The sequence below is a fragment of the Paenibacillus sp. LX16 genome, assembly GCF_036252815.1.
Lineage (GTDB): Bacteria > Bacillota > Bacilli > Paenibacillales > Paenibacillaceae > Paenibacillus > Paenibacillus polymyxa_B.
Genome location: NZ_CP141152.1, coordinates 3,160,529 through 3,186,096, shown reverse-complemented (window position 1 = coordinate 3,186,096; position 25,568 = coordinate 3,160,529). Strand labels below are relative to the sequence as shown.

Here is a 25,568-nt window from a genome sequence, read left to right as displayed (position 1 = left end):
GACCCTATCCGAGGGTCCTTTTTTGTTGATGCAATTGTATGCTTTCGTGGATAACCCGTGGTACTTCCGTTAGCTTCTGTATCGTATACATCACGGAGTTCACGTTTTTTTGCAATTCAACCATATTGTAAATCCATTCCTTAGGCTGCTTGAGATATACAGCATGAATACCTGCGGCAAGGGCTGGAGATACATCAGTGCGCAGAGAATTCCCGATCATCCAGGTGATGCTTCGGTCCAAGCGATTCATCTGGATAATTTCTTCTAGTGCTTCGACATTTTTATGCTGGCGAATGTAGATGCGGTCATCAAAGTAGGTAGCCAGTTTCATTTGTTCAATCTTTCTTTCTTGAATGATCTGCTCACCGCCAGTATACAGATGGAGGGAATGCCCTGCTTTTTGGAGAGAGCTCAGTGTTTCGACCATGCCTGGATACGGTTCGATTTCCTGTTCGTACACACTTCGGCCAAGAGAGCGAAGCTCTTGCTCTTCCCGAGAATCGAGACGGCGTCCGAATTGTTCCGAGAAAAATTGGTACGTATCTATCAGAGATTGTGGGAAATGCTCGCTGGCAAAGCCTACTTGATGAACCCCAGCCACATCAATTTCGATTTGTTTTTCACGAATCGTATTTTTCGTTAGGTTATGAGTTGCAAACCATTCCTGAAGCAAATCGAAAAAGTGGTTGAGGATCAGGTCAAAATACTTGTTACAGTGGACTAAGGTGTCATCAAGATCAAATAAAATGTGCTGCTTCGGATACGACATGATGCATACTCCTTCCAAGCCAAAGCTTTAACGCTGCTTCGGTTATAACTAAAAGTACAATTCAAATTACAATCCAATATAGGATTCCAAAAATACCTGTAAATCAGCCGCGCCATCGGGACGGATGCTGAATTTTTCCTTATGATAACGTCCGATGTGAATACGGAGCAGACCAGCCACTCGTAAAATCATCATATCAGACATGAGTGTATCTTCCAAACGGCTCAAATCGTGGCGCATATCTTCGAGAGACTTAGGACCTTGAGCTACATAACGTAGAATTCGCAGCCGCTGCGGATCATTAACCGCACGAGTGAGCCGTAGCAGAAGCGTAGGCGGTTCTTCCTCGCTCTCCTCGGGAATATCTACTGGATACTGGATCAGCAGTGTGCGGGTATAAAAACAGTATGAATTAATCGGGCGATTATGGACAACTGGAAATAGGACTACTGTATCCAGGTCTTCCATGTGTGGCACGACTAGTCCAGCTGTCGCATATTCAACCAGGTCTTCCGGTTCCATTTTATTCAGCAGCATGCGCTTTTCCGCAGCGTCTTCTTCTGCCAACACACGTAATTCGCCTTCCAAGGCCCGAAAATAGTCACGATCCCACAATCTGAGAAGTGGTGCGTATACCTTGCGAATGCGTAAAGATTCTTCAAAGGTTAAAAAAGGGATATGCGGAACGAGTAGCTCAAACATATCTTTATCCGGACCGTGGTCCAAATAAGAGATATAATCAGATATTTCATCTGATTCCGGTCGAAGTAACGCCCAGGCATAGAGTGCGTCATAATCGCTAAAAGGGCAATCCTGAGCTGTAGCAAGCTCAGTACGAACTTCATGTTGTAGTCGTGCATCTACCTTGTCGATCCATTCATGGCCCAAGTCCATATCTTGGACCCATTTTTTAGTCACATAGGCCATGAAGCTGCCGAGCAATTCATAAATTGGAGAAGTGTCTATTTTAATTTGATAACTCATGGAACCCAATGCCTCCTATTCTGTCTTCTAGCCCAGAGCGGTGAACGTAATTAAGCCCGTCCATAAGCAAAACATGAGCATTTTAATAATTGCTCACTTATTTATTATGGCTTGTTCTGCCAGGGATTGTCCACTATAATATGAAATAGTGCGTTGTGACGTGAATGGGTTCGGATTGAACATACGAGGCTCCTTAACCGAAGGAGTCGGATACATACCAGACAAGCTCTTTCCGTAAAATCGTCATCTCAGATGGCGATTTTTTTCTTCTATTCTTTAATACACTAATTACACCTGAATTTGTATATGTGATTTGCTGGTTTTGCAGGACGGCATGGAATACATAGTGATAAGAATTATTATTGATTATGGAATCAAATGCAAATCATTTCTTAACATTTATTTTAATTATTTTATTTGTTCGATCAGGAGGAGCTAGGATGTCGTCGTCGTTACGGGTTCATTATTTTATTTTAATTGCTGTTATTATTGTTGCCGGATTATGCCAAGGTTTATTATTACCTATTTTGTCTATCTCGTTGGAACAAATGGGAGTTTCATCTTCACTTAACGGTATGAATGCGGCTGCCCTGTATATTGGTTCATTCGCAATGACGTTGGTGGCAGAACGGACATTGGGGTGGTTAGGGTTCAAAAAGCTGATGGCCGGAGGGCTTGTGCTAGTGCTCGTTACGCTGCTGCTATTCCCGCTAATCCCTGATATTCGGGTATGGTTCATACTGCGTTTGCTAGTAGGTATTGGTGACAGTGCATTACACTACTCTGCGCAGCTATGGATATTGCTGGTGACTCCAGCAGAGAAGCGAGGCCGCAACATTTCCTTTTATGGTATGTCATACGGTCTGGGTTTTGCATTAGGACCATTGGGATTATGGCTACTCGATTATGGAATGCTGGTTCCATTCGCTGCGTTGGCCTTATTATGCTTGCTTGTTTTGCTGTTGGTGTTAATTAAGCTGCCGGACTCCAGACCAGAGAGGCTGGAGTCCGAGGCGCGTCCCACTCAAAGATTTCGTCGCAGTTACAGCTGGGCATGGTACGCTCTTTTGCCTGCATTTCTATACGGCTATATGGAAGCGAGCCTGAACAGTAACTTTCCAGTCTATGGCCTGCGTATTGGCTTTCATACCGATGAAATCGCCGCCTTGTTGCCGTTCGTCAGTTTGGGAGGGTTAGTGCTGCAGCTACCGCTAGGGATATTGAGTGACCGTTGGGGACGTAAAAAGGTGCTAATGAGCGTAGGTATAGCAGGGGGAATGACCTTTATGTTGCTACCTTGGAGCGGCAATCATTTTATGTTCACTTTGATATTGCTGACCCTAGCAGGTGGTTTAGTAGGCTCCTTTTTCTCCCTCGGTTTGGCCTACGCCGCTGATCTGTTGCCCAAATCATTTTTAGCAGCTGCGAATGTACTGGCATCCTTTCATTTTAATCTGGGAAGTGTGATCGGACCTAATATTAGCGGAGGGTTGCTGGACTTTGGAACTCAAGGCAGCATGTTTCTTGTCCTTGGTGGTAGTTACGTTGTTTTCGGATTGTTAGGCTTGTTTTCCAGAAAAAGAGTAACGGCGGTTTAAAACTGCGGTTTGCATGGTATTTGTTTCACATTTACTATAAAATATAAACAGTATTGATGGCGCGCAAAGGGGAATTACTTAGATGATTAAAATTCGGAAGCTGACCAAGCAAGTGGGGCCTGAACGGACCCGGCTACTTCGAGGAATTGATGCTGAAATTCATCAGGGCGAATTCATTGCCATAGTGGGGCCAAGTGGAAGCGGCAAAACAACGCTGCTTCGCTGTCTTGCTTTACAAGAGCCATGGGATGAAGGCAGTTTAATTGTAGGTGGCAATGATGTGCTGAAATCCGGGTGGACGGGCAAGATGAAAATAAAGCGGGAATGGGCATACCTGGAGCAAAACCCGCATCTAAATATGAATCGAACCGCTCTTAAAAATGTGCTCATTGGCAGATCCGGTCAAACTCCAATGTGGAGAATGGTGACCGGTATGGTGCGTTCCGACGATTATATGGGAGCGATGGACGTACTGGAGGATCTGGGTCTGCTGGATAAGGCGCATGATAAATGCGACAAGCTCAGCGGTGGCGAGCGGCAGCGGGTAGCGACTGCGCGTGCTCTCGTGCACGGAGCTAAAGTTATTTTAGCTGATGAGCCTGTAAATGGACTTGATCCAGCTTCGGCAGCGCATGTATTGGAGACTTTTCGCAAGCTGTGTTCTGACGAGCGGGTGACGATCATTACTGTATTGCCGCTGGAAATGGCTGAACGCTTTGCTTCCCGTATATGGGGGTTGAATGATGGAGAATTGGTGTTTGATATTCAGGGAAGACGATTGACACAAGCAGAAAAGAACAAATTGTGAAGGGGACGGCAAGAGAAGTGAAAATAATGCTGTTGAGAATGGTGGCTGGCTGCTGTTCCTTGCTGCTCCTTGCTGGATTTTTAAGCGGCTGTAATGTTATTAGCGATCCCATTTCGCTGATGGAGACACCGACGATGTCTGACGAGAAACAGCAGTTGAATGGTGCAGTGAATACGCAACTAGGGGCGGTACAGCCTTTAAGGCCGAATGACCCAGATGACCCCACGCCAATTCGAACGGGTGATCTAAACAATGATGGCACAGACGAAGCAGTGCTCTTTTATGAAACGCCAGATGAGAGCGTAAAAATACATGGTGCCTTGTTTGAAGATCAGGGCGGAACGTGGGTAAAGAAGCTGACGTTTGATGGGGAAGGCACTGTGCTGGAGTCATTTAAGCTCGTGGATTTAACGAATGATGGAACACTCGATATTGTAGCGGGTTTTTCCAGCGGAGATAGTGGAGATGGCGGGGATCAGAAGGGACTCATCGTGTATTCCTATACCGGAGGAACTCTGGAGAAAATATATGCTACAGGTTATACGGATTTCGTCGTAGATGATTTTAACCATAACAAGATGGACTTGAACGGGGATAATCTGAATGATTTGACGATTATCACGCTGCGACGTAATGAATTCTTTACAGTTAAAACGTTCCAATTCAGTGGGGGAACCTTTAAGGAAATCGGATCATTGGATTTGGACAGTCAGGTCTTAAGTGTCTATAATGTCGTTGCTGGCAAGGTAGCCGAGGGTAGGCAGGGGATTATTATAGACACCAAAATTGCCCAGACCACTACCGTTTCCAATGTTATTGTGATGGATCACGGCAAGCTCAGAAAGCTTAATCTTATGGATGTCACCTTCAAGGATGCGACCATCGCCAGTGGTGATGTGGATGGTGACGGTATTCTGGAATTTGGTAATTTGGAGAAGCCTAAAGGTTGGAGTAACAAGCCGCTGGATGAGGTTCCATATTTTGTGTCGTTCTATCAGTGGGACGGGGCGAAAGGGACGCTTTTTAAGCAGCAGCAGTATCGTGATTCTAATGAACAGGTCTACTTCAGATTACCGAAAGAGCTGCATGGCAAGGTGACAATTGATCCGAAAGTTTCGAAGAAGGACAGCTATTTGCGCTTCATTTTGGATGATACAGACAAAACGATAGCGGAAATTAAATTTTTCTCGTTGTCACAATGGGAGCGAAACAACGAAGGGTATAGCCAACTGTGGCGAACGAATGCGCAGGTCATTGGCATTAAGCGATCCAGTGAGCTGGAACCGCGTAAAACCATTAAAAACAAGCTGGGGGAAAGGCAGGTAGAGTAGAGTGAGTAAAGTTTTAATCATGGAAGACGAGGAATCCATTCGCAGCTTCATCGTTATTAATTTGAAACGTAACGGTTTTGAGGTGCTGGAGGCGTCGGAAGGGCATGAGGCTCTGAATATTTTGAACACGGTGCGGGATATTGATATTGCACTGCTTGACGTAATGGTACCCGGTATGGATGGTTTTGAAGTCTGTCGGAGAATCCGGGAAACAAATGAGCGCATCGGCATTATTTTTCTCACAGCGAAGGTACAGGAGCAGGATAAGGTGTATGCCTTGTCTGTAGGGGCCGATGATCATGTGAGCAAGCCTTTTAGCCCGACGGAGCTGATTGCACGTATTCAATCGTTATTGCGTCGGGTGAATGTACATCGTGAAACAGCAGCCAAAGTATCCTTCCAATCCGGACCGTTCACGCTAGATTTGATTGCTAAGCAATTTAAGAAGAGCGGGCAGCTGATCGAGCTGACACCGACTGAGTTTTCCCTGATTCAATTTTTTCTTGAAAAAGAAAACACGCCACTCAGCCGAGATGTTCTACTTGATCACGTATGGGGCAAGGAATATATGGGCGATCCGAAAATTGTGGATGTGAACATCCGTCGTCTGCGGCAGAAAATTGAAAACAATCCTTCCGAGCCAGCTTTTTTACAAACAGTCTGGGGACATGGATATAAATGGAAAGGTCAGTCTCAATGATCAAAAAGGGGATTCGCCGACAGATTGTGCTTCACTATTTTTTCGTAGTGTTCTTGGCGCTTCTGTTAGTAGAAGTCATTTTTATGTTTGCACTCCGGTCGTACTATTACGACTCCATTTACAAACATATCGAAAGCCGTATCGAATCAGTAAGTGAATTTGCACCCAAATTCAAAGAGCCGGAACAGTCTTTGCAATCTTATTTGTTAAATACATTTTCTCTACCCTTCACTGAACTGCAGTTGCTCGATGAACAGGGAAATGTAATTGATAACTCAACGAATTTTGCAGCAGATCTAAGTGTGCAAACAAGTGATGTGACACAAGCATTAGCTGGAGATACAGGCAAATGGATCGGAAAGCAACCGAGTACGGGGCAGCAGGTGATGGCGGTATCTCAAAAACTGGACAATATCGTCGGAGACCAGGTGTATGTTATTCGGTATACGACTTCGCTGGAATTGGTAAATGATAAGCTGTTTACAATTACGCTGTTTTCTCTTGGCATCATGGCTGCTGTACTGATTATTGTATTTGTGGTCAGTACAGGGCTCGCGAATTCCATTGTTAGACCGATTAATAATATCCGCGATGTATCTGCTCAGATGGCTCAGGGGAGGTTTGATACACGCATTGAAGGCGATTATCGCTATGAGTTGGGTGAACTGGCTTCGACTCTGAACTATATGGCACAGGAAATTGTCAGAACAAATCAAATCAAGGATGATTTTATTTCATCCATATCTCATGAATTGCGTACTCCACTTACATCTATTAAGGGTTGGAGTGAAACGTTAAATTCTGGCGGCTATGACCCGGAAGAGACGAAAATCGGGATGAAGATTATTTCTAAGGAGACAGATCGACTGATTGGCTTGGTGGAGGAAATCCTCGATTTTTCCAAGCTGGAGCAAAATGCCATGAAGCTTGTGATGGGAACGGTGGATCTACGGGAGCTTTTGCAGGAGATTATGCTGAACGTATGGGCCAAAGCAGAAATGAAGCAGATAAAACTTCAGCTGGATTCGGAGGAAACGGCATATCTCGTCCATGGAGACGGTAACCGTCTAAAACAGGTGTTTTTGAACATTGTGGATAATGCAATCAAGTTTTCGCATGAAAGTTCGATTATTTTTCTGTCTCTACAACGGATTGATGGCAATATCGAGATATCCGTACAAGATACAGGGATTGGAATTAGTGCAGAAAATCTTGCCAGAGTCAGAGACCGCTTTTTCCAGGTAGATCACCAAAACGGGGGTACTGGACTGGGATTGGCAATCTCGCAACAGTTTATCGAGCGCCATCATGGTCAGATGCTCATCAGAAGTGAACTGGGGGCTGGAACTACCATTACGGTTTCATTACCTGCTCTGCAAGCAGAGCCATCCGTGGAACCATCACAACTCACTGAAGGGCAGATTTAAAGCCTACTTATAGGTGTAATTAGAAAAACAGCCAGTCCTCTCAAATCGGGAGGGCTGGCTGTTTTTAATTTGGGGTAACGTTATGAAGTAAAACCTTCGGCACGCAAGCGTGTATTGCGCTCGTAAGCTTCTTTCAGCATACGTGTAGTTTGCGGTCGTAGCGCCATTTTACCAAATACCGTTTCATTGGGTCCGATGACCATAATTTCGCCCGGATTACCTTTAATGACAGCACCATCGCGAATCACAGCACCTTCACCGATAATCGCATGTTCAATATGGACGTTACGTCCAATACGTGTGTCAGGCATAACGATACTTTCTTTGATGGTTGAACCTTTACCTACCTCGACACCACTAAATACAACGGAGCGTTCTATTCGGCCCTCTACTTGGCAGGAATCATGCAACAAGCTGCCCAAGGGTTGTGTTTGACGGTTAGGTACCTTTTGTGCGCTCAACCTTGTGCGGCGTTCACGTGTATACATCGGCCAGTCTTTGCGTTGAAGGTCGATCGCACAATCTTCGTGTAACAAATCCATGTGTGAATCCCATAGGCTTTTAACGGTACCTACGTCCTTCCAATAGCCTTGGAATTCATAAACGTACAATGATTCTTGGTCCGCTAACATTTTAGGTATGATATCTTTACCAAAATCATGACTGGATTGAGCATCCTGTGCGTCTTCTAACAGGTAATTTCTCAAGTAATCCCATTTGAAAAGGTAAATCCCCATAGAGGCCAAATTACTTTCCGGTTTCTCCGGCTTCTCTGCAAATTCTGTGACACGCAGATCTTCATCAGCACTCATAACACCAAAACGGTGTGCTTCATCCCAAGGTACCTCCATGACAGAAATGGTAGCAGCAGCTCCTTTTTCCTTATGGTAGTTCAGCATTTCACGATAATTCATATAGTAAATATGATCACCGGATAAAATAAGCACATGCTCCGGATTTTGGCTGTCAATATATTCGATATTCTTATGAATAGCATCTGCTGTTCCTAAGTATTCAGCGTTACCTGTGTTATAAGATGGAAGCAAGGTAATTCCCTTGTCATCTGTTTTTGTAAGACCCCATGGTGTTCCATCCCCGATATGTTCGTGCAAGGATTCTGCCTCATATTGCGTCAAGACACCTACAGTATCAATGTCTGAATTTACGCAGTTACTGAGAGGAAAATCGATGATTCGGTAATGACCGCCAAAAGGTACGGCGGGTTTTGCAATCGTTGAAGTAAGGGGAGCAAGACGACGTCCCTCTCCGCCTGCCAGCAGCATGGCAATGCATTCTTTATTAAACATTTCGTTTCCCTCCCGGTTTAGTTGTCAGTGTAGTACATACATAAACGGTATGGGGTACTCTTGAAACCATAAGGTATATAAGATTCCCCCAAAACTAAGGTTTATTTTTTTCCTAGTCATTTTTTTGTTCAATGTGGCTAGAATGGGGTAATAACTCAGGTCAGCTTTGACCCAAAAGCGAATGCATTACCGATTCATACATTTTTACTTACAAACATATAAGGGTGGTGACGTGATGACAGACCAAACTCTTCCGCAACAGGCTATTTCATCGGAAGATATTTATTTGTTTCATGAAGGAACGCTTTATCACAGCTACCGATCTTTGGGTTCCCACCTTACTGTGGAGAACGGAGAACAGGGCGTCCGCTTTACGGTCTGGGCTCCTCATGCTCTCCATGTCGGGCTTGCTACAGATCGCAACAACTGGAATGGGGAACAGGATTCCTTATATAGGGTTCCCAAATCCGGTTTTTGGAGTCGTTTTTTTCCGGGAATATCCCAAGGAACTTTTTACAAATATGATATTACGGGTGCAAACGGTGAACGATTTCTGAAAGCAGACCCTTACGCGGTACGTGCTGAAGTGAGACCAGCAACGGCTTCTGTGGTAGCTTCTATAGATGGTTATGCTTGGAACGATGCGATTTGGCGCCGAAAACGTAGAGCACCTTATGGAAAGCCTCTGCACATATACGAGCTTCATCTGGGCACTTGGAAGCAAAAAGAAGATGGTACGTTTTATACATACAGGGAAATAGCTGAGCTTCTTGTGCCGTATGTGACCGATATGGGGTATACACATATTGAGCTGATGCCGCTGAGTGAGCATCCGTATGATCTTTCCTGGGGCTACCAGCTCACCGGATATTTTGCACTCACAAGCCGTTATGGGGAACCGCATGATTTTATGTATTTGGTGGATCGTTGCCATCAGGCGGGAGTTGGAGTGCTGATGGATTGGGTGCCAGCCCATTTTGCAAAAGATGCTCATGGATTAAGGCTGTTTGACGGATCGCCCCTGTTCGAATACGCGGATCCGCTGATTGCGGAAAAGCCAGGCTGGGGAACGCTGACGTTTGATTACAGCAAACCGGAGGTGCGTTCTTTCCTGATATCTAATGCGCTATTCTGGATGGATGTGTACCATATTGACGGCCTGCGCGTAGATGCTGTGACAAGTATGCTACGGCTGGATTTTGAAAAGCAGGACGGTCAATATCGTTTTAACTCTAAAGGAGGCATTGAAAATGAGGAGGCTATTGCCTTCCTTCAACAACTGAATGAAACAGTATTCCGCTATTATCCGTATGCTCTGATGATGGCAGAGGAGTCCAGTGCCTGGCCGATGGTGACTTCCCCGGTAAGCGATGGAGGACTCGGTTTTAATTACAAATGGAATATGGGCTGGATGAACGATACGCTTGATTATATCGAAACGGATTTCGATCAGAGGCCGGAGCGCCATAATTTGCTGACATTCCCCATAGCTTATGCGTACAGCGAGAATTTTACACTGCCGTTGTCGCACGATGAGGTTGTTCATGGTAAGAAGTCGCTGCTTGATAAAATGCCGGGTAGCTATGAGCAAAAATTTGCCGGGCTTCGAACGCTTCTCGGTTACCAAATCACCTCACCGGGCAAAAAGCTCTTATTTATGGGAGGGGAATTCGGCCAATTCATCGAATGGAAGGATGAGGAGCAGCTTGATTGGTTTCTGCTGGATTATGACAGTCACCGTTCGCTGCACGCTTTTACGAAAGCGCTGAATCATTTGTATATTCAGGAAAAGGCGTTATGGGAACTGGATCATTCGTGGGATGGATATCAGTGGATTGAAGCGGAGGACCGTGGGCAGAGCGTAATTACGTATTTACGTAAAAGTAAAAAGCCGGGAGATACACTGGTCGTGCTAATTAACTTTCAGCCCGTGCCCAGAGAGAACTACCGAATTGGGCTGGAAAAGGCCGGGAGTTATATCGAACTGCTGAACAGTGATCATAAGGACTTTGGGGGAAGTGACCAGCTGAATACGGGAGTAATACGGACCGCCCCCATCCCTTGCCACGGACAGCTTCACAGCTTGGAGGTGACCATACCACCCCTAAGCATCGTTATACTCAAGAAAGCGCCTCGGAGGCCTAAAAAAGCAGATTAACCACATAAGGAGGAAGCACATATGAACATTTTGTTTGCGGCAGCAGAAGCACATCCATTTATTAAAACAGGCGGGTTGGCTGATGTCATTGGCGCACTGCCGAAGGCACTTCGTCAGGTGGGGTGCGACGTCCGAATCATTTTACCTAAATATGCGGGGATTTCCGATACTTATAAAAAGTCTCTGCGTCCGGTAGTGGTGAAGCAAGTAGCCGTAGGGTGGCGTAATCAATATTGTGGAATAGAGGAACTGACATTAGACGGAATCAAGGTTTATTTTATAGACAATGAGTATTACTTCGGTCGTGAAGGTATTTACGGTTATATGGATGATGGCGAACGCTTTTCCTTTTTTAACCGAGCGATTTTAGAAATGCTGCCTGAACTGAACTTTCGGCCGGATATTTTGCATTGTCATGATTGGCATACAGCGATGGTTCCGCTGCTTCTGAATGCCGATTATCGACATTTGCCCTTCTACAGCGATATTCGCACGGTGTTTACGATACATAATCTGCTGTATCAGGGAGATTTTCCGTATGAGGTCTTAACCGAGTTGCTCAACCTGGATGGGAGCTATTTCACCCCCGAGGGTGTGGAGTATCATGGCAGACTGAATTTTATGAAAGGTGGGCTTACGTACTCGGATCATGTTACGACCGTGAGTCCAACCTATGCAGAGGAGATTCAAACGGAATTTTACGGATATGGGCTGGAGGGTCTGCTTCGTAAATTGGGAGATCAGGGTCGCTTAACAGGGATTGTGAACGGAATTGACACCAAAAGCTACAATCCTGCTACGGACAATCGTATTTATACGAAGTATCGAACGAGCCTGGCAAAGAAAAAGGAAAACAAAATTGGTCTGCAAAAGGAGCTAGGTCTTCCGGTGCGGCCGGACGTGCCTATGATTGCCATGGTAACCCGGCTTGTAGATATGAAGGGGCTAGATCTGGTAACGAGAGTGCTTGACGAAATTTTGTATTATGATGATATCCAGTTTGTCGTGCTGGGAACAGGGGATCCGGCTTTTGAGCATTGGTTTCGTGAGGCAGCGGGACGCTATCCACTGAAAATGTCGGCGCAGCTCGCTTTTAGCGAACCTCTGTCACGAAAAATATATGCGGCAAGTGATATGTATCTTATGCCATCAAGGTTTGAGCCTTGCGGGATCAGCCAACTGCTGGCGCTTCGTTATGGAAGTATCCCTATTGTGCGAGAAACAGGGGGTCTTAACGATACTGTGCAGGCTTACAATGAGTCCACAGGGGAAGGAAACGGATTTAGTTTCACGAACTACAATGCACATGATATGCTGAACACTATTCGTCGTGCTGTTCATTTTTATCGCCAATCTGAGCATTGGTCGAAGCTTACACAGACGGCTTTTGCAGGTGAATATAGTTGGGATGTTTCAGCTAAAGCGTATATGGATATTTACCATTTACTAACAAAGACGGACTAAACAGAGTAGGAACACCATAGTCATATTAATGAAAAAGGGAATCCCTTTAGCCAGTGTTTGGCTGAGGAATTCCCTTTTTTGCTATGATCAGTCGCCCCCGCCACCACAGCTGCTTCCACATGAAGAGCCGCTGCTACACGAAGAATGACTACCAGAATCGCCTGAATCATGGTGAGAAGAGCCTCCATGATAAGAACTGTCATGGGAGGAATGATGGTGTGAGTGATGCGTATCCCAGTTCGAGCAGCCGCTTGCCGAGCTACAACCGGATGAGCTAGCTAATACGGCATTACCTGTAGCATCCGGGTGCATGTGTACGGCAAATTGTTCAGGTTGATACCATGAATACCACACAACAGCTAATAACAAATAGTCGACCTGTAAATAGTTGACCTTAGGCAATTGCTTACCCTCAGGATCATCCACCGCTTTATTCACTCGCTCGCGTAGATGCTGTACAATCTTATGAACCGCTTGTTGGGCCTGCTGTGAAATGGCTATATTCTCCTGCGTATTCCAGCGGTCACCTGCTGGCTGCGCCGAAGTTGTGAGTTTGTAATAGCGCGAAAGCTCGTCGTTCGGTAATGGATGATTAAAAAAAGTACCCCACAAACTGGCGCTATAGCGGTTCCAGCCAAAGCATTCCACATACAACCAGTCAAACCACGCACGCTCGTCAGGCATCGGCTTAGAGCCGCCGGAATGGGGCGCATGGTGAAGCATACGACCATAAAAAGCTTCCGAGAATTGCTGATATTCGCGGGTAAACATCAACATTTCGTGCCATAATTCATCCACATCACTACTGAACATAGGCACTCTATTCATAATCGCGCATAGCATAAAATATCGTTTTAGCTCATGCCAGCGCCAATCATATTCTTGGTCCGTCAGCTCTGGGTGGGCTTCCATTACACGACTCCTTACGCTATGAGCATAGGAGGCGGGAATGGATTGCTCCAGTAGCTGCATCAGCTCTGTAATCTCTGGATGACGCTCCTGTGTAAGGGACGAAGGAGAAGGGGAGCTGAGGAAAAAAGCATTCCGGCGCCGTGTTTTTCTGTTTCCCCGGTTCCTGCGTATTGCACGGAATATAAACCAAAAAATGATGAAGTCCACCACAATAAACAACGTCCAAAAGCTGCTCATACTATCCATGAAGGCTGGCTGCTCCTTTCTGAAAGAACACGGAATTAAGATTTAGCTTTCGTTATTCAGCAGAGAGAATTCTTTTTTTATCTGGGCTAGCAGTTCAGGATTCGTGATTACATCGCAAGCAGTCCATGCCAAGGTTCTCGCAGCCAGCAGCATTCCTTCCATGGCCCGGTCCTGCATCGCCAAATCGCGGAATTCTGGTGTATGCAAGGCATGCTTCTCGTCAATAACTTGAATGTATGGATGGATAGCAGGGCAATGAAGCGATACATTTCCGATATCCATGGAGCCGTGATCTTCGCCTTCCGTTATATCTTCTTGCGAAATGCCAGCCTGCACCAAATTTGCGGTAAAGGCATCGGATAGTACACGGTTCGTGACCATTTCATCATAAGAAGTCTCATAATTGGAGGTCTCCAAACGACATCCAGTCTGTAAAGCAGCTCCTTCAGCAATTTGAATAACTCGGTGAGTCAACAGGTTCAGTTCTTGACGTGTAGCAGCCCTCACATAAAATTGGGCAGAAGCATAATCGGGAATAATATTGGCTGCCTGCCCACCCTGATTAATGATCCCATGGATGCGCACTGTACTTTTTACTTGTTGACGGAATGCGTTGATGCCGTTGAAGGTTTGAATCACAGCGTCCAGCGCGTTAATACCTTCATGCGGGCTGGCAGCCGCGTGGGCAGATTGACCAAAGAATTCGAATTGCACAGCATCAATCGCCAGCGATTTTCCTGATTTTTCATAATGGTCATAAGGGTGCGTCATAAGCGCTATGTCACAATCATCAAACAACCCGGCAGCGGCCATCGGGACCTTTGCACCGCGTGTTTCTTCGGCAGGTGTGCCATATACCCGTACTTCTCCACCAGTTTCGTCGATGATCGACTTGAGGCCGACGGCAGCACCGGTACTCATCATACATATCAGATGGTGCCCACAGGCGTGTCCTAGACCTTTCAGAGCGTCATATTCTGCCAGAAAAGCGACAACCGGTCCGGGTTTTGCAGATTTGTAAGTTGCAATAAAGGCTGTTTCTATGCCCAATACGGGTGACTGAACCTCAAAACCGTGAAAAACCAGTTCTTCTTTTAAACGGGCAGCAGCCAGAAATTCCTCGTTTCCAAGTTCAGGATTTGCGCCTATATATAACGAAATGTCCTTAAACCGTGGGGCATGCTGTTCAATTGTCTTTTGAATGGTCTGTTTAAAATCCATGCTGAAAACTCCTTTATATAAGCTGTAATGTAGGTACTGCGTTAGGTATGCTGAAATTGTACTATAACATTCATTGCATAATCATGCATATTCATTTATAATGACACAATCTTATTTATTATAAAGAATTTAAGGAGAGAAAAAAAGATTGAAAAAGGCATATCGTTTTACCGCCCTGGTTTTGTCGGCGGTTATCTTGCTGTTGACTGGTCTTCCCATGCTCAATGCATACGGAACGGAAGCAAAGCCTCAGAAAAAACTTGTAGTTGGCATGAGTGCCGACTTTCCGCCGTATGAGTTTCATAAAGTCATTAACGGTAAGGATACCATTGTAGGGTTCGATGTGGATATCGCCAAGGAAATCGCCAAAGATATGGGTGCGGAGATGGTCCCTGAGGACATGAGTTTTGACTCTTTGCTGCCTGCTCTGCAAAGTGGTCGCGTAGATTTGGTACTGTCCGGTATGACACCAACGGATGAGCGGAGAAAGAGCATTGATTTTTCAGATGTATATTATCGCTCCAAGCAAGTCATTATGGTACGCCCAGAGGATAAAGACAAATATCCTACGATGGATGCTTTGAAAGGCGAGAAGATTGGCGCACAAAAAGGGAGTATTCAGGAAGAAATTGCTCAAAAAGTGCCCAATGCCACTGTAACCTCACTGGACAAAATATCCGATCTGGTACTCCAGCTGCGGACCCAGCGTATCAACGCTGTTGTGATCGAAGATACGGTTGCTAAAGGATACACGTTAGATGGTACCGTAACACTTGCCAAAGCGGTGCCTGAGGATGCCGGAGCAGAAACAGCTGTAGGTATACGCAAGGGGAACGCAGAATTACTTGCCTCTGTAAATAAAACGTTGGCTCGCCTGAAAGCGGACGGGTCGATTGAGAAGTTTTCCACAGAAGCGAGCGCGCTCTCAGCAGATCGACAGGTTTCTTCTAATAACATAGTAGACATTTTTTGGAAATACCGCAGTTTTTACGCTACGGGTATCGGCTACACTCTGTTGCTGTCTGCACTCGGAGTATTGTTTGGATTTATCATTGGTCTGATTGTATCCTTGCTGCGGATGAGTGGTATACGTATCATTGAGTGGTTAGGTACCACTTATGTGGAGATCCTGCGTGGCACACCTATGCTGGTACAACTCATGATCATTCACTACGGGGTTGCTTTGACGCTGGGTGTCAATTTTACTCCACTCCAGTCTGGTATAATCACATTGTCTCTAAATAGCTCGGCATATCTGGCTGAAATTTTCCGTGCAGGTATCCAGGCAGTAGACCGTGGACAGATGGAGGCTGCCCGTTCGTTGGGTATGGGACGCGGTAAAGCTATGCGTCATGTCATTTTGCCGCAAGCGTTTAAATCTATTTTGCCTGCTATCGGTAATGAGTTTATTACAATCATTAAAGAATCATCCATTATTTCGACCATTGGGATGGTGGATATTATGTATCAGGCCCAGGTCATTAAGAACATTACCTACGAAGGATTAAGTCCGTTCGTAATCGCAGCCGCTATTTATTTTGTAATGACATTCAGCTTGTCTAAGCTGCTGGGTTTATGGGAAAGGAAGTTGAGAGCCAGTGATCACCGTTAAACAACTGCGTAAATCGTTCGGTAAGAATGAGATTTTAAAAGGCATTGATATAGATATCGCCAAAGGTGAAGTCGTCGTCATCATCGGTCCCAGCGGTTCGGGGAAGAGTACGTTTTTACGTTGTATGAATCTGTTAGAACAGCCTACGGACGGGGAGATTTTGTTTGAGGGCGAGCCGATTACAGCTCGTGGCCATAATATTAATGTAACCCGGGAGAAGATGGGGATGGTGTTCCAGCATTTTAATCTGTTCCCGCATAAAACAGTGTTGCAGAACCTGACACTTGCACCAACACAGGTTAGAAGACAGTCAGGGAAGGAAGCGGAAAAAATTTCGCTAGAACTCTTGCGTACCGTAGGGCTTGAGGATAAGAAGAATACCTATCCGAACCAGCTATCCGGTGGTCAGAAGCAACGTATTGCGATTGCGCGTGCTTTGGCCATGCAGCCGCACGTAATGCTGTTCGATGAGCCGACTTCTGCATTGGACCCTGAAATGGTTGGAGAGGTTCTGGATGTAATGAAGAAGCTCGCCGAAGGCGGCATGACAATGGTAATCGTAACGCATGAAATGGGCTTTGCCCGCGAGGTAGGCGATCGAATTATCTTTATGGATAACGGTCAAATTGTGGAGCAAGGTACACCAGAGCAGGTATTTGGCAATCCAAGTCATGATCGAACCCGTGATTTTCTTGCCAAAGTATTGTAAGGAAGTGCTGATATAATCTAGAAAAAAAGTCCTCCGTTTGACGGAGGACTTTTTTTCTTTTTGTCACCATTTCCCCATACTTTCGTAACAAATATCGATTTCTTGATGACAAAATTGTAACGAGTATAGTATGATGTTCAAGGTTCCCAACATTTTCATGCGGATAAGGTTACAAAATTGTGATATTATGCAGTAAGCCAAAACTTACCGGGACAGCATGCGGTTATGACAAACGCTGAATGCTGGGTCCTAACTATGGGAAGTGCGGGGGACGTAACAATTGGCAGTCATTCCGATACGTCATAAGACGATGTGGAATATGCCTAGGGGTGAATTGCACAAGCATAGGGCTTCTCCTGAGTCCGAATCCGACAGCTAACTTCGCAGGCATAACAGAGGAGGTACATATCTTTGAAACATCTAAAACATATTGGTAAAACGATGAAATTTGCGGTGCTTGCCGCAGCTATTGCAGGGCTGGCACAGACAGCTGGAGTAGCGGATGCTGCTTCGCTTCACACTGCCAAAGAGGGCGATACCTTTTTTTTGCTTGCTCAACGTTATGGAGTATCGGTAGACGAGCTAACGAAGGCGAACCCAAACATTGCCTCCAACAATATATATGCAGGTCTGCAAATTAAGGTGCCTGGCGAAAAAAGTGTGAAGGCAGCTTCGGATTCGAAGCCGCAGCTTCTTACGGAGAAAGCACCAGCGAATGAGGGGCCAACGATTGAAGCGTGGGGTAAAACATTCAACTATAGCAAAATAGTTGACGTTAAGGCTTCTGCGTATTCTGCCGCAGCCGATGAGAATGGTAAATGGGGAGCAGTGGACTACTACGGCAATCCGCTTAAACTAGGTACAATTGCGGTAGACCCGAACGTCATTCCGATGGGCACGAAAGTGCTGGTTACAGGCTATTCCCACCCAGGTTTGCCGGATCATTCTTTTGTAGCTGTCGCTCGCGATCAGGGCAGCGCCATTACAGGAAAGCGGATTGATATCTTTATTCCTGGCAACAAATCATTTGTGAACGACTTTGGATTTCAAAATGTGAAGCTGTACGTTATTGATAAATAGCATTGTACGTATATACGGTTTAATTAAACATAATATATATTATGTAAACTTAATACCTGTATCCTACCGCATATAACTAGGTCGGACTCTTATCAGGGTCCTATCCGTAAAAAAAGGCTGTCTTGACGAGCAGAAAACTTCTGCTGGTAAGACAGCCTTTTTACGTTGCTTTAGCTAGTAGCTCAATCATAAACATATTGTTATTTCCGTTCCGATGTGTGGAGTAGCCGGGGGACTGTCACAAATTTGTAGCCCTTAGCTTTTAGAGAGTGAATTAGACCCGGCAGAGCTTGGACAGTGCCTTGCAAGTTGGAACTTTGACCTCCACCAGCGTGCATTAAAATAATAGAGCCAGGCCCTGTAGCTGGGATCACATTGCGCTGAATTTGTGTTTTACTTAGTCCCTTCCAGTCGAGAGAGTCTACATTCCAATTGACAATCATATAGCCATGACGACGTGCCCATTGGATTTGAGGCTCCGTGATTTCACCGTAGGGTGGACGAATCAACTTGGGGCGAAAACCTGCTCTGGCTTGTAAAATACGTTCTGTTTTTGTAATCTGGTTGCGAAAGCGTTCTGGTGTGGCCTTCCTAAAATCCGGATGAGTATAGGAATGGTTTCCTATAGCATGGCCTTCACGGATAATACGGCGTATGATCCCCGGATGCTTTTCCGCACGGTGACCGACGATAAAAAAGGTGGCTTTGATGCCATTGGCGTGTAATACGTCCAAAACCTGCGGCGTATACCTAGAATCGGGCACATCATCAAAGGTTAGGGCAATTTGGCGGGTGTGTGGGCCGCACATTTTAAAAATGTCCGCATGTTTTTTACGCAACATTGCTAATGTAGGAGTAGCTCGATCTGTACTCAGATGTACAGAAGAAGCAACAGCTGCTTCCTTGGGATGGGGCGTTCCGATATTGGGAGGCGCATCCGCGTGAACGGGTAAACTTGAAAATGCTAGTAACAGTGCCAAGCATGGCAACACTCCCCTGTACGGCATATGTATCCCCCCTTTTCGTGCAGTGGTACCTAGTGGTGCTCTCGACTATTATGTACCTGTCCTATTAAAAATATGCTGGTAACCAAGTTCGGCTCATAAACGTCTGGAAAGAAGTCCACGATGATACGATTATCAATGAAGATGATGGAGCTAAACGTACATATTCTCTTAAACATGACCGAAAACAGGAGCATTTTCGCAAGTTTTAGCCTTACAACGAATTCGGTATCCCGTGACAGCTGGTGTATAATGGGGATGTAATTCATAATTATACAGACATGGAATTGAAGGAAGGATGGATAAAAGTGACCGACTTGTTTACTCCTTATCAATTAAAGGGGCTTTCTTTAAAAAATCGGATTGTCATGCCCCCGATGTGCCAATTCAGTGTGGAGGCCGAGGACGGAAATCCGACGGATTGGCATCATGTCCATTATGTGAGCCGAGCAGTAGGAGGTACTGGACTTATTATTGTGGAAATGACAGCGGTCCATCCAGATGGACGTATTACGGATCGTGATTTGGGTATTTGGAGTGACGAACATATTCCTGCATATCGTAAGATTGTAGAGGAAGTCCACAAGTATGGTGCCAAAATCGGCATTCAACTAGGCCACGCTGGACGCAAGGCTGAAGATGCTGAGCAACCTGTGGGTCCGTCCACGATTCCTTTTAGCGAACGCTTTAAAAAGCCGCATCCCTTAAAGATAGATGAAGTCAGGGAACTGGTTCAGGCATACAAAGAAGGCGCGCGCCGCGCGGTGGAAGCCGGCTTTGATACGGTTGAGATACATGGCGCTCATGGCTATCTGATCCATCAATTTCATTCGCCCTTAACAAATACCAGAGAAGATGAATATGGGCAGGATTTGTCACTGTTCGGTGTTGAGGTCATACATGCTGTTAAAGAGGTTCTTCCTGCTGATATGCCTGTGCTTATGCGCATATCTGCCAAAGAATACGTCGAGGATGGATATAATGTGGAATACATAACAGGCGTAGGGGAACGATATCGTGATGCAGGTGTGGATATTTTCCATATCTCTTCTGGTGGTGAGGGTCCGATTGGTTCTGGCGGAGGCCCGTCTGCGCGTGCCGGCTATCAGGTGGATTTGGCTCATACCATCCGTGAAAAGCTGAATGTACCTGTGATTGCTGTTGGTTTACTGGATGATTATGAGGACGCCCGTCGGGTTGTTCAGCAAAAAGAAGCTGATCTGGTAGCAATAGGCCGTGCCATGCTGCGTGATCCCTATTGGGCGCTGCATGCATCGCGGGAGCTAAAAGTACAGGCCGACATCCCAGAGCCTTACTTACGCGGCTTTTAGATATTTTTGAAACCCTCATTGCAAAGCTTGCGTAAACATGTGTACAGAGCTTAAAATTTAAGCATTCAACTCTAGGAGGAACTTCACATGTCTATTTTCAAACGATTAAGAGATCTTACGATGTCCAACATTAACGCCATTATCGACAAGGCAGAAGATCCAATTAAAATGACGGATCAATACATTCGTGATATGCAAGAGGACCTGGAAGATGCAGAGAAAGCGGTAGCCGCTCAAATTGCTATTGAAAAGAGGTTCAAACAGCAATACGAAGAACAGGCTGCTTTGGTAAAGAAACGTGAAGAACAGGCACATACCGCTGCAAAAGCACAAAATGTAGATCTGGCCCGTCGTGCGCTGGAAGAAAAGAAATCTGCTGAACAAAAAATGAACGAGTTCAAAGCTGGTTACGAACAGAACAAAGCTGCAGCCGATAACCTGCGTGGCAAGCTGGATGAAATGCGCAGACAGCTGACAGAAATGAAAAACAAGCGCGAGACACTGGTTGCCCGTTATAATGCAGCTAAAGCGCAAACTGAAATTAACAAAGCTATGAACGGTTTTAGCTCTGATACGGCAACTGCCGGATTGAAGCGTATGGAAGAAAAAATGCTGCAAGCAGAAGCACGTGCCGAAGCGAGCAACGAAATGTCCTCTAAGGAAAAATCGTTGGATGAGGAGTTCAAAGAGCTGGATAAGAAAAGCGCCGTGGACGATGAGCTTGCCGCTTTGTTAAAGCAATACGAAAATAAATAAGAACATTTAAGCAGTACCGCCAAGTGTGATTGCTCAGGAAGCGAAGGAGAAACGTTTTCTCCTTCGCTTTTCCCTGCCTGGAGGCGTAAAGCATTATATGAAGGTCAAGAAGATGTGGAGGATGGTATGAAATGCATTTTTTAGAAACGATGAAAGCAATGCTTGTATGGACTGGTGCGGGGGCTATTTTGATCTTCGCATTAATGTATGTCGACTCTTTATTTACGAAGTATAAGGATTTTGCCGAAGTGAAAGCTGGAAATATGGCCGTAACGGTACGAATGATTATGAAGTTGGTTGCACAAGGCTATATTTTGTCAGGCTCTATCGCTACAGCTAATAATTTGCTCGAAGCGCTTGTGTATTCTGTGATCGCCTTTGTCATCCTACTTGTTTTGGAAGTTATTGTACGTCTGCTGTTGCGGTACTGGGCTCAGTTTGACCTGGATAAAGGTACACAGGAAGGTAAAATTGGTTTCGGTCTGTTTTCAGGAGCGCTGCATCTGGTTGGCGCCTTGATCATTACAGCATGCTTCTAGGCTAAGAAAGGCAGGAATATAACCATGGGTGTGTGGAAACGAATTTCAAATCTATTTGCTAAGCCGGAGCCGCCAAAAGCAGAGAAAAGCATGCTTCACTTAAATCCAGGTGATATCTGTGAAGTGTCGCTTGTTACCTATGAAGTGGTAGGTCGTGTACATAATCGTGCCCGGAATGCCGTTGTTTTGACGCTTCAGGATGGTAATCAAGTCAGTTATCTTCATATTGAGGAACGGGAAACACTGCAATTCGGACTATATCAGCCCATCGACGGCAGACTTGACAACCCCGAGGAAGTGCCGACCATTTTAGAGCTGGATGATACAACGTATCATTTGGAGGAGCAGTATTCTGGGCATGTTACCGTCATGGGCCGTGCTCCTTTCCGACAGGGTGGAGAGCAGCATGTTTGGCAATACCAGTCTGATGATTACCATCTGTTGCGGGTAGAGTGGCAGGACGGTCGCTTTATGCTTTATGAAGGAGAAGAAGTGATTACCGGAGACGTCAAGGTTATTCGGGCAAGCTAGGAGAGGGTTACACATGAGCAAACGCACCTGGCAGTATGCATTAAAGGTCATTGTGGCGCTGAGCTTATTCGTATCCGTGTTAAGCGGCTGCGGCGCGCCAAATGTAAAAGATACGTATCCGCTGGAATCGGTTAGTGGCAGCGGAAACTCGACCTCGTATGTATACCGGGCAGCTGGCAAGACAGTCCCGGAAGTAGCGGAGGAATTGAAAGAACAGCGTACACCGGAGCAAATGTCACCGCAGAGCAATGAGCGGATGTTTCTGGTATATAGCGATGAGTGGTACCATTTGCAGCAAGATCCAGCTAAGAAGGAAGATACACTCATTGAAATTGACAGTAAAAAGTATGTCGAGCAAAATTACAGTTCAAGCTTTCTAAAAGGATACTTAACCGCAACTGTACTGGATGCTCTGTTTGATTCGTTGCGTGGTTCAGGCTCCTATCGAGGCTACTCCAGCAGAGATGTATACCGACCTTCTCAGGGCCAATATCGTGCGCCTACAGTGCAGGAGAAAAAGGCGATTCCGCCGATTACGGTGGAGCGGAAAGGTTCGGTTACCCGAAGAGGAAAGAACTCGGATTCTAGCGTTGGATCAAGCGGAAGTTTGTTCGACAGAGGGTCCAGCAGTTCACCGAGCAGAGGCTCGATTTCACGTGACCGAAGCGATAGCGGCGGTTCCAGCATATTTGATTCGCCGCGTAGATCTTATAGTAAGCCCAAAACACGTAGCGGTTCAGGTAAAATCAGCCGACGAAGTCGACGATGATGGGTATCGTCAATTTATTTGAAAACAAAAGATTCGCGGAACTGTGGTACTGATGCACAGTTCCTTTTTTTATTTTTAGAGATGACGTTGGTGATCATCTAGCGGCACAGCCATTCAATGTGAATTGACAGATAATGAAAAGAAGCCGCAACCTACACCTTTATGGATATAATAATGTAGAGATAATCAAAACTCTGTTTGATTGGAGGGATTGAAAACAAATGGCACTATCTATTTCTTGGCCAGATCTTTCACAAAGACCATTTAAACTAACGGTGGAACGAAAAATGGAGTGCCCTCCGAATGTCCTGTATCAGGCGTGGACGAAGCAGTTTGACAGTTGGTTTGCAGCCCCAGGATCAGTATTAATGGAGGCTGAAGTGAACACGACCTTCTTTTTCGAAACGCATTTTGGGGGGGAGCGTCATCCACATTACGGAAGATTTCTAAGACTTGAGCAAAACAGACTTATCGAGCTGACATGGGTTACTGGCGAAGGCGGTACCAAGGGAACTGAAACAGTGGTCACCGTTGAGCTTAAACCTCGTGGTAATGGCACGCATCTTTACTTAACGCATGTAGGTTTTCCAGATGAGAATTCAAGGAACCAACATGAGCAGGCCTGGCCGCTTGTAATTGAGCAGCTCGACAAAAGGATGATGCCAGATAGATAATTCAGAAGGTTACAGGCTAAAACTGCAACAAGAGGACGATTTTAAAATCGTTCTTTTCATATTTTTTGACGACAAAAATAAATATTTACCTTACATAAAACAAATATTACCAGTTTACTAGATTATTTCATTGCCACATCTATTAGTAAAATATACAATTACAACAGGCGAAATAAGAGGATGGTGTATCTGTGTTATCTGCTTTTTTATATATATTACTTGGTTTATTCGATGCTTTGGCCGCTGTTATTTTGGTCTTAAAGCTTTATATGCTTCCCGTGAGGGAATATCGCACAAAAATATTATTCTATGCAATTGGCATAGCTTTGTTTTCCTTTCTAATGAGGGAAGTTATAGGCTTGCCTAAATTAGACTTGCCGCTTCAGTATTTGTTAATGGTTATCTTTTTTAGATTTGGTTTAGGGATCAAAACCCATCTAGCCGCTTTTTCTGCTGGTTCTGGTCTAACGGCCTACATTAACCTACAACTTTTTGTATTTCTGTTTGCAAATTTTTTCGGAGTAGCAGAGCCAGGTGTTATTAATGATACTTCTGGCTCTTCTATTTACGTTATTCAGTTATCTTCTATTATTATTGCGTACTTTATTTCTTTTGTGATGGGAAAATATAACTTTGGTTTCTCGTTTATAATTCAGCCTCCACATGATTTTTTAAGAGCTGAAAATTACTTATCGTCCCTAAATAAGCTGTTAATTCTAGGTGCTCTAATATCAGCTGCCACCATTTTTATTACTTTGTATATGCTCTATAGCTCAAATACCATAGGATTACTATCCATTTCATTGCTTACTTTCGGTTTGTCGTATTTCTTTTCAGAGAGAGGAGATTACGAGGGTGCTAGAAGCGCTATCAAGGTACATCGCAACGGAAATAAAAAAAGCTGATCCTGATGGTCCAACAAGTGTAGAAGTGATGGAGTATGCGCTTGGTATAAAAATTACCGAAGTATCGTCGATACTAATGGTTGCGGTTATCGCTTGGATGACCGGGCATTTTTTGGGATCATTACTCGCTCTGATTACTATCATGTTTGTAAGAAGATTTTCAGGAGGGGCACACTTCAATAATCTTACATTTTGTGTCTGTTTTACAACGGCAATATGTGTAACTATACCTTTCGTCTCTTTAAATTTATCAACAATTTCGATTATTAATGCTTGTTCAATATTAGTGTTTTTAGTTTATGCACCCAATCATTTTATTTATATTCATAAGACCAATAACCACAAATATTATAAAACGGTATGTGTTTTGGTTTGTGCAGTGAATTTTTTTGTGCAGTCCCATATAATATGCTTAGCTTTAGCTATTCAAGCATTCAGCATTCTTCCTTTATGGAAAGGAGGTGAACGAAAATGGATAAGAGATTGGCGAGAGCTTTAAATATAAGACTGGGAAAATACGCTAACGAATCTACCAAAAATGAAAAAACAGTATTTGGTGCTAAACCGATACCGGCTGAGCTTAAGAAAAAAGAAAAGAACTGATGAAGTACCGCGTTTTCAATTTGAGGCATTGTTCTTATACGATCGGGCTAACCACACAGACTTGCAAGGAAGCTTTTCAGCTATCACGACTTGGTTTGTGAGATCGAGTCTAACACATTTGGAGGTACGA

At 44.9% G+C, this 25,568-nt stretch carries 25 protein-coding genes and 1 riboswitch; of the genes, 19 read left to right on the top strand and 6 right to left on the bottom strand.

Going from position 1 to position 25,568, the window contains the following annotated elements:
- Positions 1 to 4: 4 nt before the first annotated feature.
- A complete protein-coding gene (locus T3H97_RS13885; RefSeq protein ID WP_328800018.1) occupies positions 5 to 769 on the bottom strand; it encodes an HAD family hydrolase in 765 nt (254 codons plus the stop codon).
- Between the two features lie 66 nt (positions 770 to 835).
- The gene (locus tag T3H97_RS13880; RefSeq protein WP_328800017.1) at positions 836 to 1,753 is read right to left on the bottom strand and encodes an ArsR family transcriptional regulator; all 918 of its coding nucleotides are present in this window, start codon (positions 1,751 to 1,753) and stop codon (positions 836 to 838) included.
- Positions 1,754 to 2,193: 440 nt separating this feature from the next.
- Here T3H97_RS13880 and T3H97_RS13875 point away from each other — a divergent pair, with 440 nt between their 5' ends.
- The 5 genes from T3H97_RS13875 (at position 2,194) to T3H97_RS13855 (ending at position 7,617) form a co-directional block, all read left to right on the top strand.
- On the top strand, positions 2,194 to 3,351 hold the full coding sequence (locus tag T3H97_RS13875; protein ID WP_254349638.1) for an MFS transporter: 1,158 nt from the start codon (positions 2,194 to 2,196) through the stop codon (positions 3,349 to 3,351).
- Between the two features lie 82 nt (positions 3,352 to 3,433).
- Entirely contained in the window at positions 3,434 to 4,159 is a 726-nt protein-coding gene (locus T3H97_RS13870) for a phosphonate ABC transporter ATP-binding protein (RefSeq protein WP_328800016.1), read from the top strand.
- Positions 4,156 to 5,490, top strand: coding sequence for a hypothetical protein (locus tag T3H97_RS13865; protein ID WP_328800015.1), 1,335 nt, complete (start codon positions 4,156 to 4,158; stop codon positions 5,488 to 5,490). The genes T3H97_RS13870 and T3H97_RS13865 overlap by 4 nt, the downstream gene beginning before the upstream one ends.
- 1 nt (position 5,491) lies before the next feature.
- Positions 5,492 to 6,190 (top strand): response regulator transcription factor, encoded by a 699-nt coding sequence (locus T3H97_RS13860; protein WP_023988960.1) that lies wholly within the window; start codon positions 5,492 to 5,494, stop codon positions 6,188 to 6,190.
- Entirely contained in the window at positions 6,187 to 7,617 is a 1,431-nt protein-coding gene (locus T3H97_RS13855; RefSeq protein ID WP_250245242.1) for a sensor histidine kinase, read from the top strand. Before T3H97_RS13860 ends, T3H97_RS13855 begins: the two co-directional genes overlap by 4 nt.
- A gap of 80 nt (positions 7,618 to 7,697) precedes the next feature.
- On the opposite strand, the gene T3H97_RS13850 is transcribed toward T3H97_RS13855, so the two are convergent.
- Complete coding sequence (locus T3H97_RS13850; protein WP_328800014.1) at positions 7,698 to 8,924, bottom strand: glucose-1-phosphate adenylyltransferase; 1,227 nt, start codon at positions 8,922 to 8,924, stop codon at positions 7,698 to 7,700.
- A gap of 235 nt (positions 8,925 to 9,159) precedes the next feature.
- Between T3H97_RS13850 and glgB the strand changes: the two genes are divergently transcribed.
- Positions 9,160 to 11,082: a 1,4-alpha-glucan branching protein GlgB gene (gene glgB / locus T3H97_RS13845; protein WP_328800013.1), complete on the top strand. Its 1,923-nt coding sequence runs from the start codon at positions 9,160 to 9,162 to the stop codon at positions 11,080 to 11,082.
- Between the two features lie 21 nt (positions 11,083 to 11,103).
- Positions 11,104 to 12,546 (top strand): glycogen synthase GlgA, encoded by a 1,443-nt coding sequence (gene glgA / locus T3H97_RS13840; protein WP_328800012.1) that lies wholly within the window; start codon positions 11,104 to 11,106, stop codon positions 12,544 to 12,546.
- Between the two features lie 87 nt (positions 12,547 to 12,633).
- Here glgA and T3H97_RS13835 read toward each other — a convergent pair whose 3' ends face one another.
- Positions 12,634 to 13,704, bottom strand: coding sequence for a glycine-rich domain-containing protein (locus tag T3H97_RS13835; protein WP_328800011.1), 1,071 nt, complete (start codon positions 13,702 to 13,704; stop codon positions 12,634 to 12,636).
- A gap of 42 nt (positions 13,705 to 13,746) precedes the next feature.
- On the bottom strand, positions 13,747 to 14,925 hold the full coding sequence (locus T3H97_RS13830; protein WP_328800010.1) for a M20 family metallopeptidase: 1,179 nt from the start codon (positions 14,923 to 14,925) through the stop codon (positions 13,747 to 13,749).
- A gap of 148 nt (positions 14,926 to 15,073) precedes the next feature.
- Between T3H97_RS13830 and T3H97_RS13825 the strand changes: the two genes are divergently transcribed.
- The 3 genes from T3H97_RS13825 to T3H97_RS13815 all read left to right on the top strand — a co-directional run bounded on the left by T3H97_RS13825 (position 15,074) and on the right by T3H97_RS13815 (position 18,326).
- Positions 15,074 to 16,537 carry an ABC transporter substrate-binding protein/permease gene (locus tag T3H97_RS13825; RefSeq protein ID WP_103049161.1) on the top strand — a complete coding sequence of 488 codons (1,464 nt, stop codon included), beginning with the start codon at positions 15,074 to 15,076 and terminating at the stop codon, positions 16,535 to 16,537.
- Positions 16,524 to 17,246, top strand: coding sequence for an amino acid ABC transporter ATP-binding protein (locus T3H97_RS13820; RefSeq protein ID WP_250239054.1), 723 nt, complete (start codon positions 16,524 to 16,526; stop codon positions 17,244 to 17,246). Before T3H97_RS13825 ends, T3H97_RS13820 begins: the two co-directional genes overlap by 14 nt.
- A gap of 230 nt (positions 17,247 to 17,476) precedes the next feature.
- Positions 17,477 to 17,651: riboswitch (cyclic di-AMP (ydaO/yuaA leader) on the top strand.
- A gap of 6 nt (positions 17,652 to 17,657) precedes the next feature.
- Positions 17,658 to 18,326 (top strand): 3D domain-containing protein, encoded by a 669-nt coding sequence (locus T3H97_RS13815; protein WP_165176983.1) that lies wholly within the window; start codon positions 17,658 to 17,660, stop codon positions 18,324 to 18,326.
- 200 nt (positions 18,327 to 18,526) lie between these two features.
- On the opposite strand, the gene T3H97_RS13810 is transcribed toward T3H97_RS13815, so the two are convergent.
- Complete coding sequence (locus T3H97_RS13810; RefSeq protein WP_328800009.1) at positions 18,527 to 19,333, bottom strand: polysaccharide deacetylase family protein; 807 nt, start codon at positions 19,331 to 19,333, stop codon at positions 18,527 to 18,529.
- A gap of 305 nt (positions 19,334 to 19,638) precedes the next feature.
- Between T3H97_RS13810 and T3H97_RS13805 the strand changes: the two genes are divergently transcribed.
- From T3H97_RS13805 to T3H97_RS13765, 9 genes are all read left to right on the top strand, one after another.
- The gene (locus T3H97_RS13805) at positions 19,639 to 20,661 is read left to right on the top strand and encodes an NADH:flavin oxidoreductase/NADH oxidase (protein WP_328800008.1); all 1,023 of its coding nucleotides are present in this window, start codon (positions 19,639 to 19,641) and stop codon (positions 20,659 to 20,661) included.
- 87 nt (positions 20,662 to 20,748) lie between these two features.
- Positions 20,749 to 21,417: a PspA/IM30 family protein gene (locus tag T3H97_RS13800; protein WP_013310486.1), complete on the top strand. Its 669-nt coding sequence runs from the start codon at positions 20,749 to 20,751 to the stop codon at positions 21,415 to 21,417.
- A 131-nt stretch (positions 21,418 to 21,548) separates the two neighbouring features.
- The gene (locus tag T3H97_RS13795) at positions 21,549 to 21,956 is read left to right on the top strand and encodes a DUF350 domain-containing protein (protein WP_013310484.1); all 408 of its coding nucleotides are present in this window, start codon (positions 21,549 to 21,551) and stop codon (positions 21,954 to 21,956) included.
- Positions 21,957 to 21,980: 24 nt separating this feature from the next.
- Positions 21,981 to 22,487 carry a DUF4178 domain-containing protein gene (locus tag T3H97_RS13790; RefSeq protein WP_272638154.1) on the top strand — a complete coding sequence of 169 codons (507 nt, stop codon included), beginning with the start codon at positions 21,981 to 21,983 and terminating at the stop codon, positions 22,485 to 22,487.
- 13 nt (positions 22,488 to 22,500) lie between these two features.
- The gene (locus T3H97_RS13785; protein WP_250239050.1) at positions 22,501 to 23,256 is read left to right on the top strand and encodes a DUF4247 domain-containing protein; all 756 of its coding nucleotides are present in this window, start codon (positions 22,501 to 22,503) and stop codon (positions 23,254 to 23,256) included.
- A gap of 221 nt (positions 23,257 to 23,477) precedes the next feature.
- Positions 23,478 to 23,930, top strand: coding sequence for an SRPBCC family protein (locus T3H97_RS13780; RefSeq protein ID WP_328800007.1), 453 nt, complete (start codon positions 23,478 to 23,480; stop codon positions 23,928 to 23,930).
- Positions 23,931 to 24,121: 191 nt separating this feature from the next.
- Positions 24,122 to 24,835: a hypothetical protein gene (locus T3H97_RS13775; RefSeq protein ID WP_250239048.1), complete on the top strand. Its 714-nt coding sequence runs from the start codon at positions 24,122 to 24,124 to the stop codon at positions 24,833 to 24,835.
- Complete coding sequence (locus tag T3H97_RS13770; protein ID WP_328800006.1) at positions 24,786 to 25,334, top strand: accessory gene regulator ArgB-like protein; 549 nt, start codon at positions 24,786 to 24,788, stop codon at positions 25,332 to 25,334. Before T3H97_RS13775 ends, T3H97_RS13770 begins: the two co-directional genes overlap by 50 nt.
- Complete coding sequence (locus T3H97_RS13765) at positions 25,307 to 25,438, top strand: hypothetical protein (RefSeq protein WP_257785361.1); 132 nt, start codon at positions 25,307 to 25,309, stop codon at positions 25,436 to 25,438. Before T3H97_RS13770 ends, T3H97_RS13765 begins: the two co-directional genes overlap by 28 nt.
- Positions 25,439 to 25,568 lie beyond the last annotated feature (130 nt).

Coding starts and splice junctions, on each gene's coding strand:
- T3H97_RS13830 (WP_328800010.1), bottom strand. CDS start 14,925: ATGGATTTTAAACAGACCATTCAAAAGACAATTGAACAGCATGCCCCA.
- T3H97_RS13795 (WP_013310484.1), top strand. CDS start 21,549: ATGCATTTTTTAGAAACGATGAAAGCAATGCTTGTATGGACTGGTGCG.
- T3H97_RS13765 (WP_257785361.1), top strand. CDS start 25,307: ATGGATAAGAGATTGGCGAGAGCTTTAAATATAAGACTGGGAAAATAC.
- T3H97_RS13875 (WP_254349638.1), top strand. CDS start 2,194: ATGTCGTCGTCGTTACGGGTTCATTATTTTATTTTAATTGCTGTTATT.
- T3H97_RS13885 (WP_328800018.1), bottom strand. CDS start 769: ATGTCGTATCCGAAGCAGCACATTTTATTTGATCTTGATGACACCTTA.
- T3H97_RS13835 (WP_328800011.1), bottom strand. CDS start 13,704: ATGGATAGTATGAGCAGCTTTTGGACGTTGTTTATTGTGGTGGACTTC.
- T3H97_RS13855 (WP_250245242.1), top strand. CDS start 6,187: ATGATCAAAAAGGGGATTCGCCGACAGATTGTGCTTCACTATTTTTTC.
- T3H97_RS13785 (WP_250239050.1), top strand. CDS start 22,501: ATGAGCAAACGCACCTGGCAGTATGCATTAAAGGTCATTGTGGCGCTG.
- T3H97_RS13800 (WP_013310486.1), top strand. CDS start 20,749: ATGTCTATTTTCAAACGATTAAGAGATCTTACGATGTCCAACATTAAC.
- T3H97_RS13870 (WP_328800016.1), top strand. CDS start 3,434: ATGATTAAAATTCGGAAGCTGACCAAGCAAGTGGGGCCTGAACGGACC.
- T3H97_RS13880 (WP_328800017.1), bottom strand. CDS start 1,753: ATGAGTTATCAAATTAAAATAGACACTTCTCCAATTTATGAATTGCTC.
- glgB (WP_328800013.1), top strand. CDS start 9,160: ATGACAGACCAAACTCTTCCGCAACAGGCTATTTCATCGGAAGATATT.
- T3H97_RS13850 (WP_328800014.1), bottom strand. CDS start 8,924: ATGTTTAATAAAGAATGCATTGCCATGCTGCTGGCAGGCGGAGAGGGA.
- glgA (WP_328800012.1), top strand. CDS start 11,104: ATGAACATTTTGTTTGCGGCAGCAGAAGCACATCCATTTATTAAAACA.
- T3H97_RS13810 (WP_328800009.1), bottom strand. CDS start 19,333: ATGCCGTACAGGGGAGTGTTGCCATGCTTGGCACTGTTACTAGCATTT.
- T3H97_RS13790 (WP_272638154.1), top strand. CDS start 21,981: ATGGGTGTGTGGAAACGAATTTCAAATCTATTTGCTAAGCCGGAGCCG.
- T3H97_RS13780 (WP_328800007.1), top strand. CDS start 23,478: ATGGCACTATCTATTTCTTGGCCAGATCTTTCACAAAGACCATTTAAA.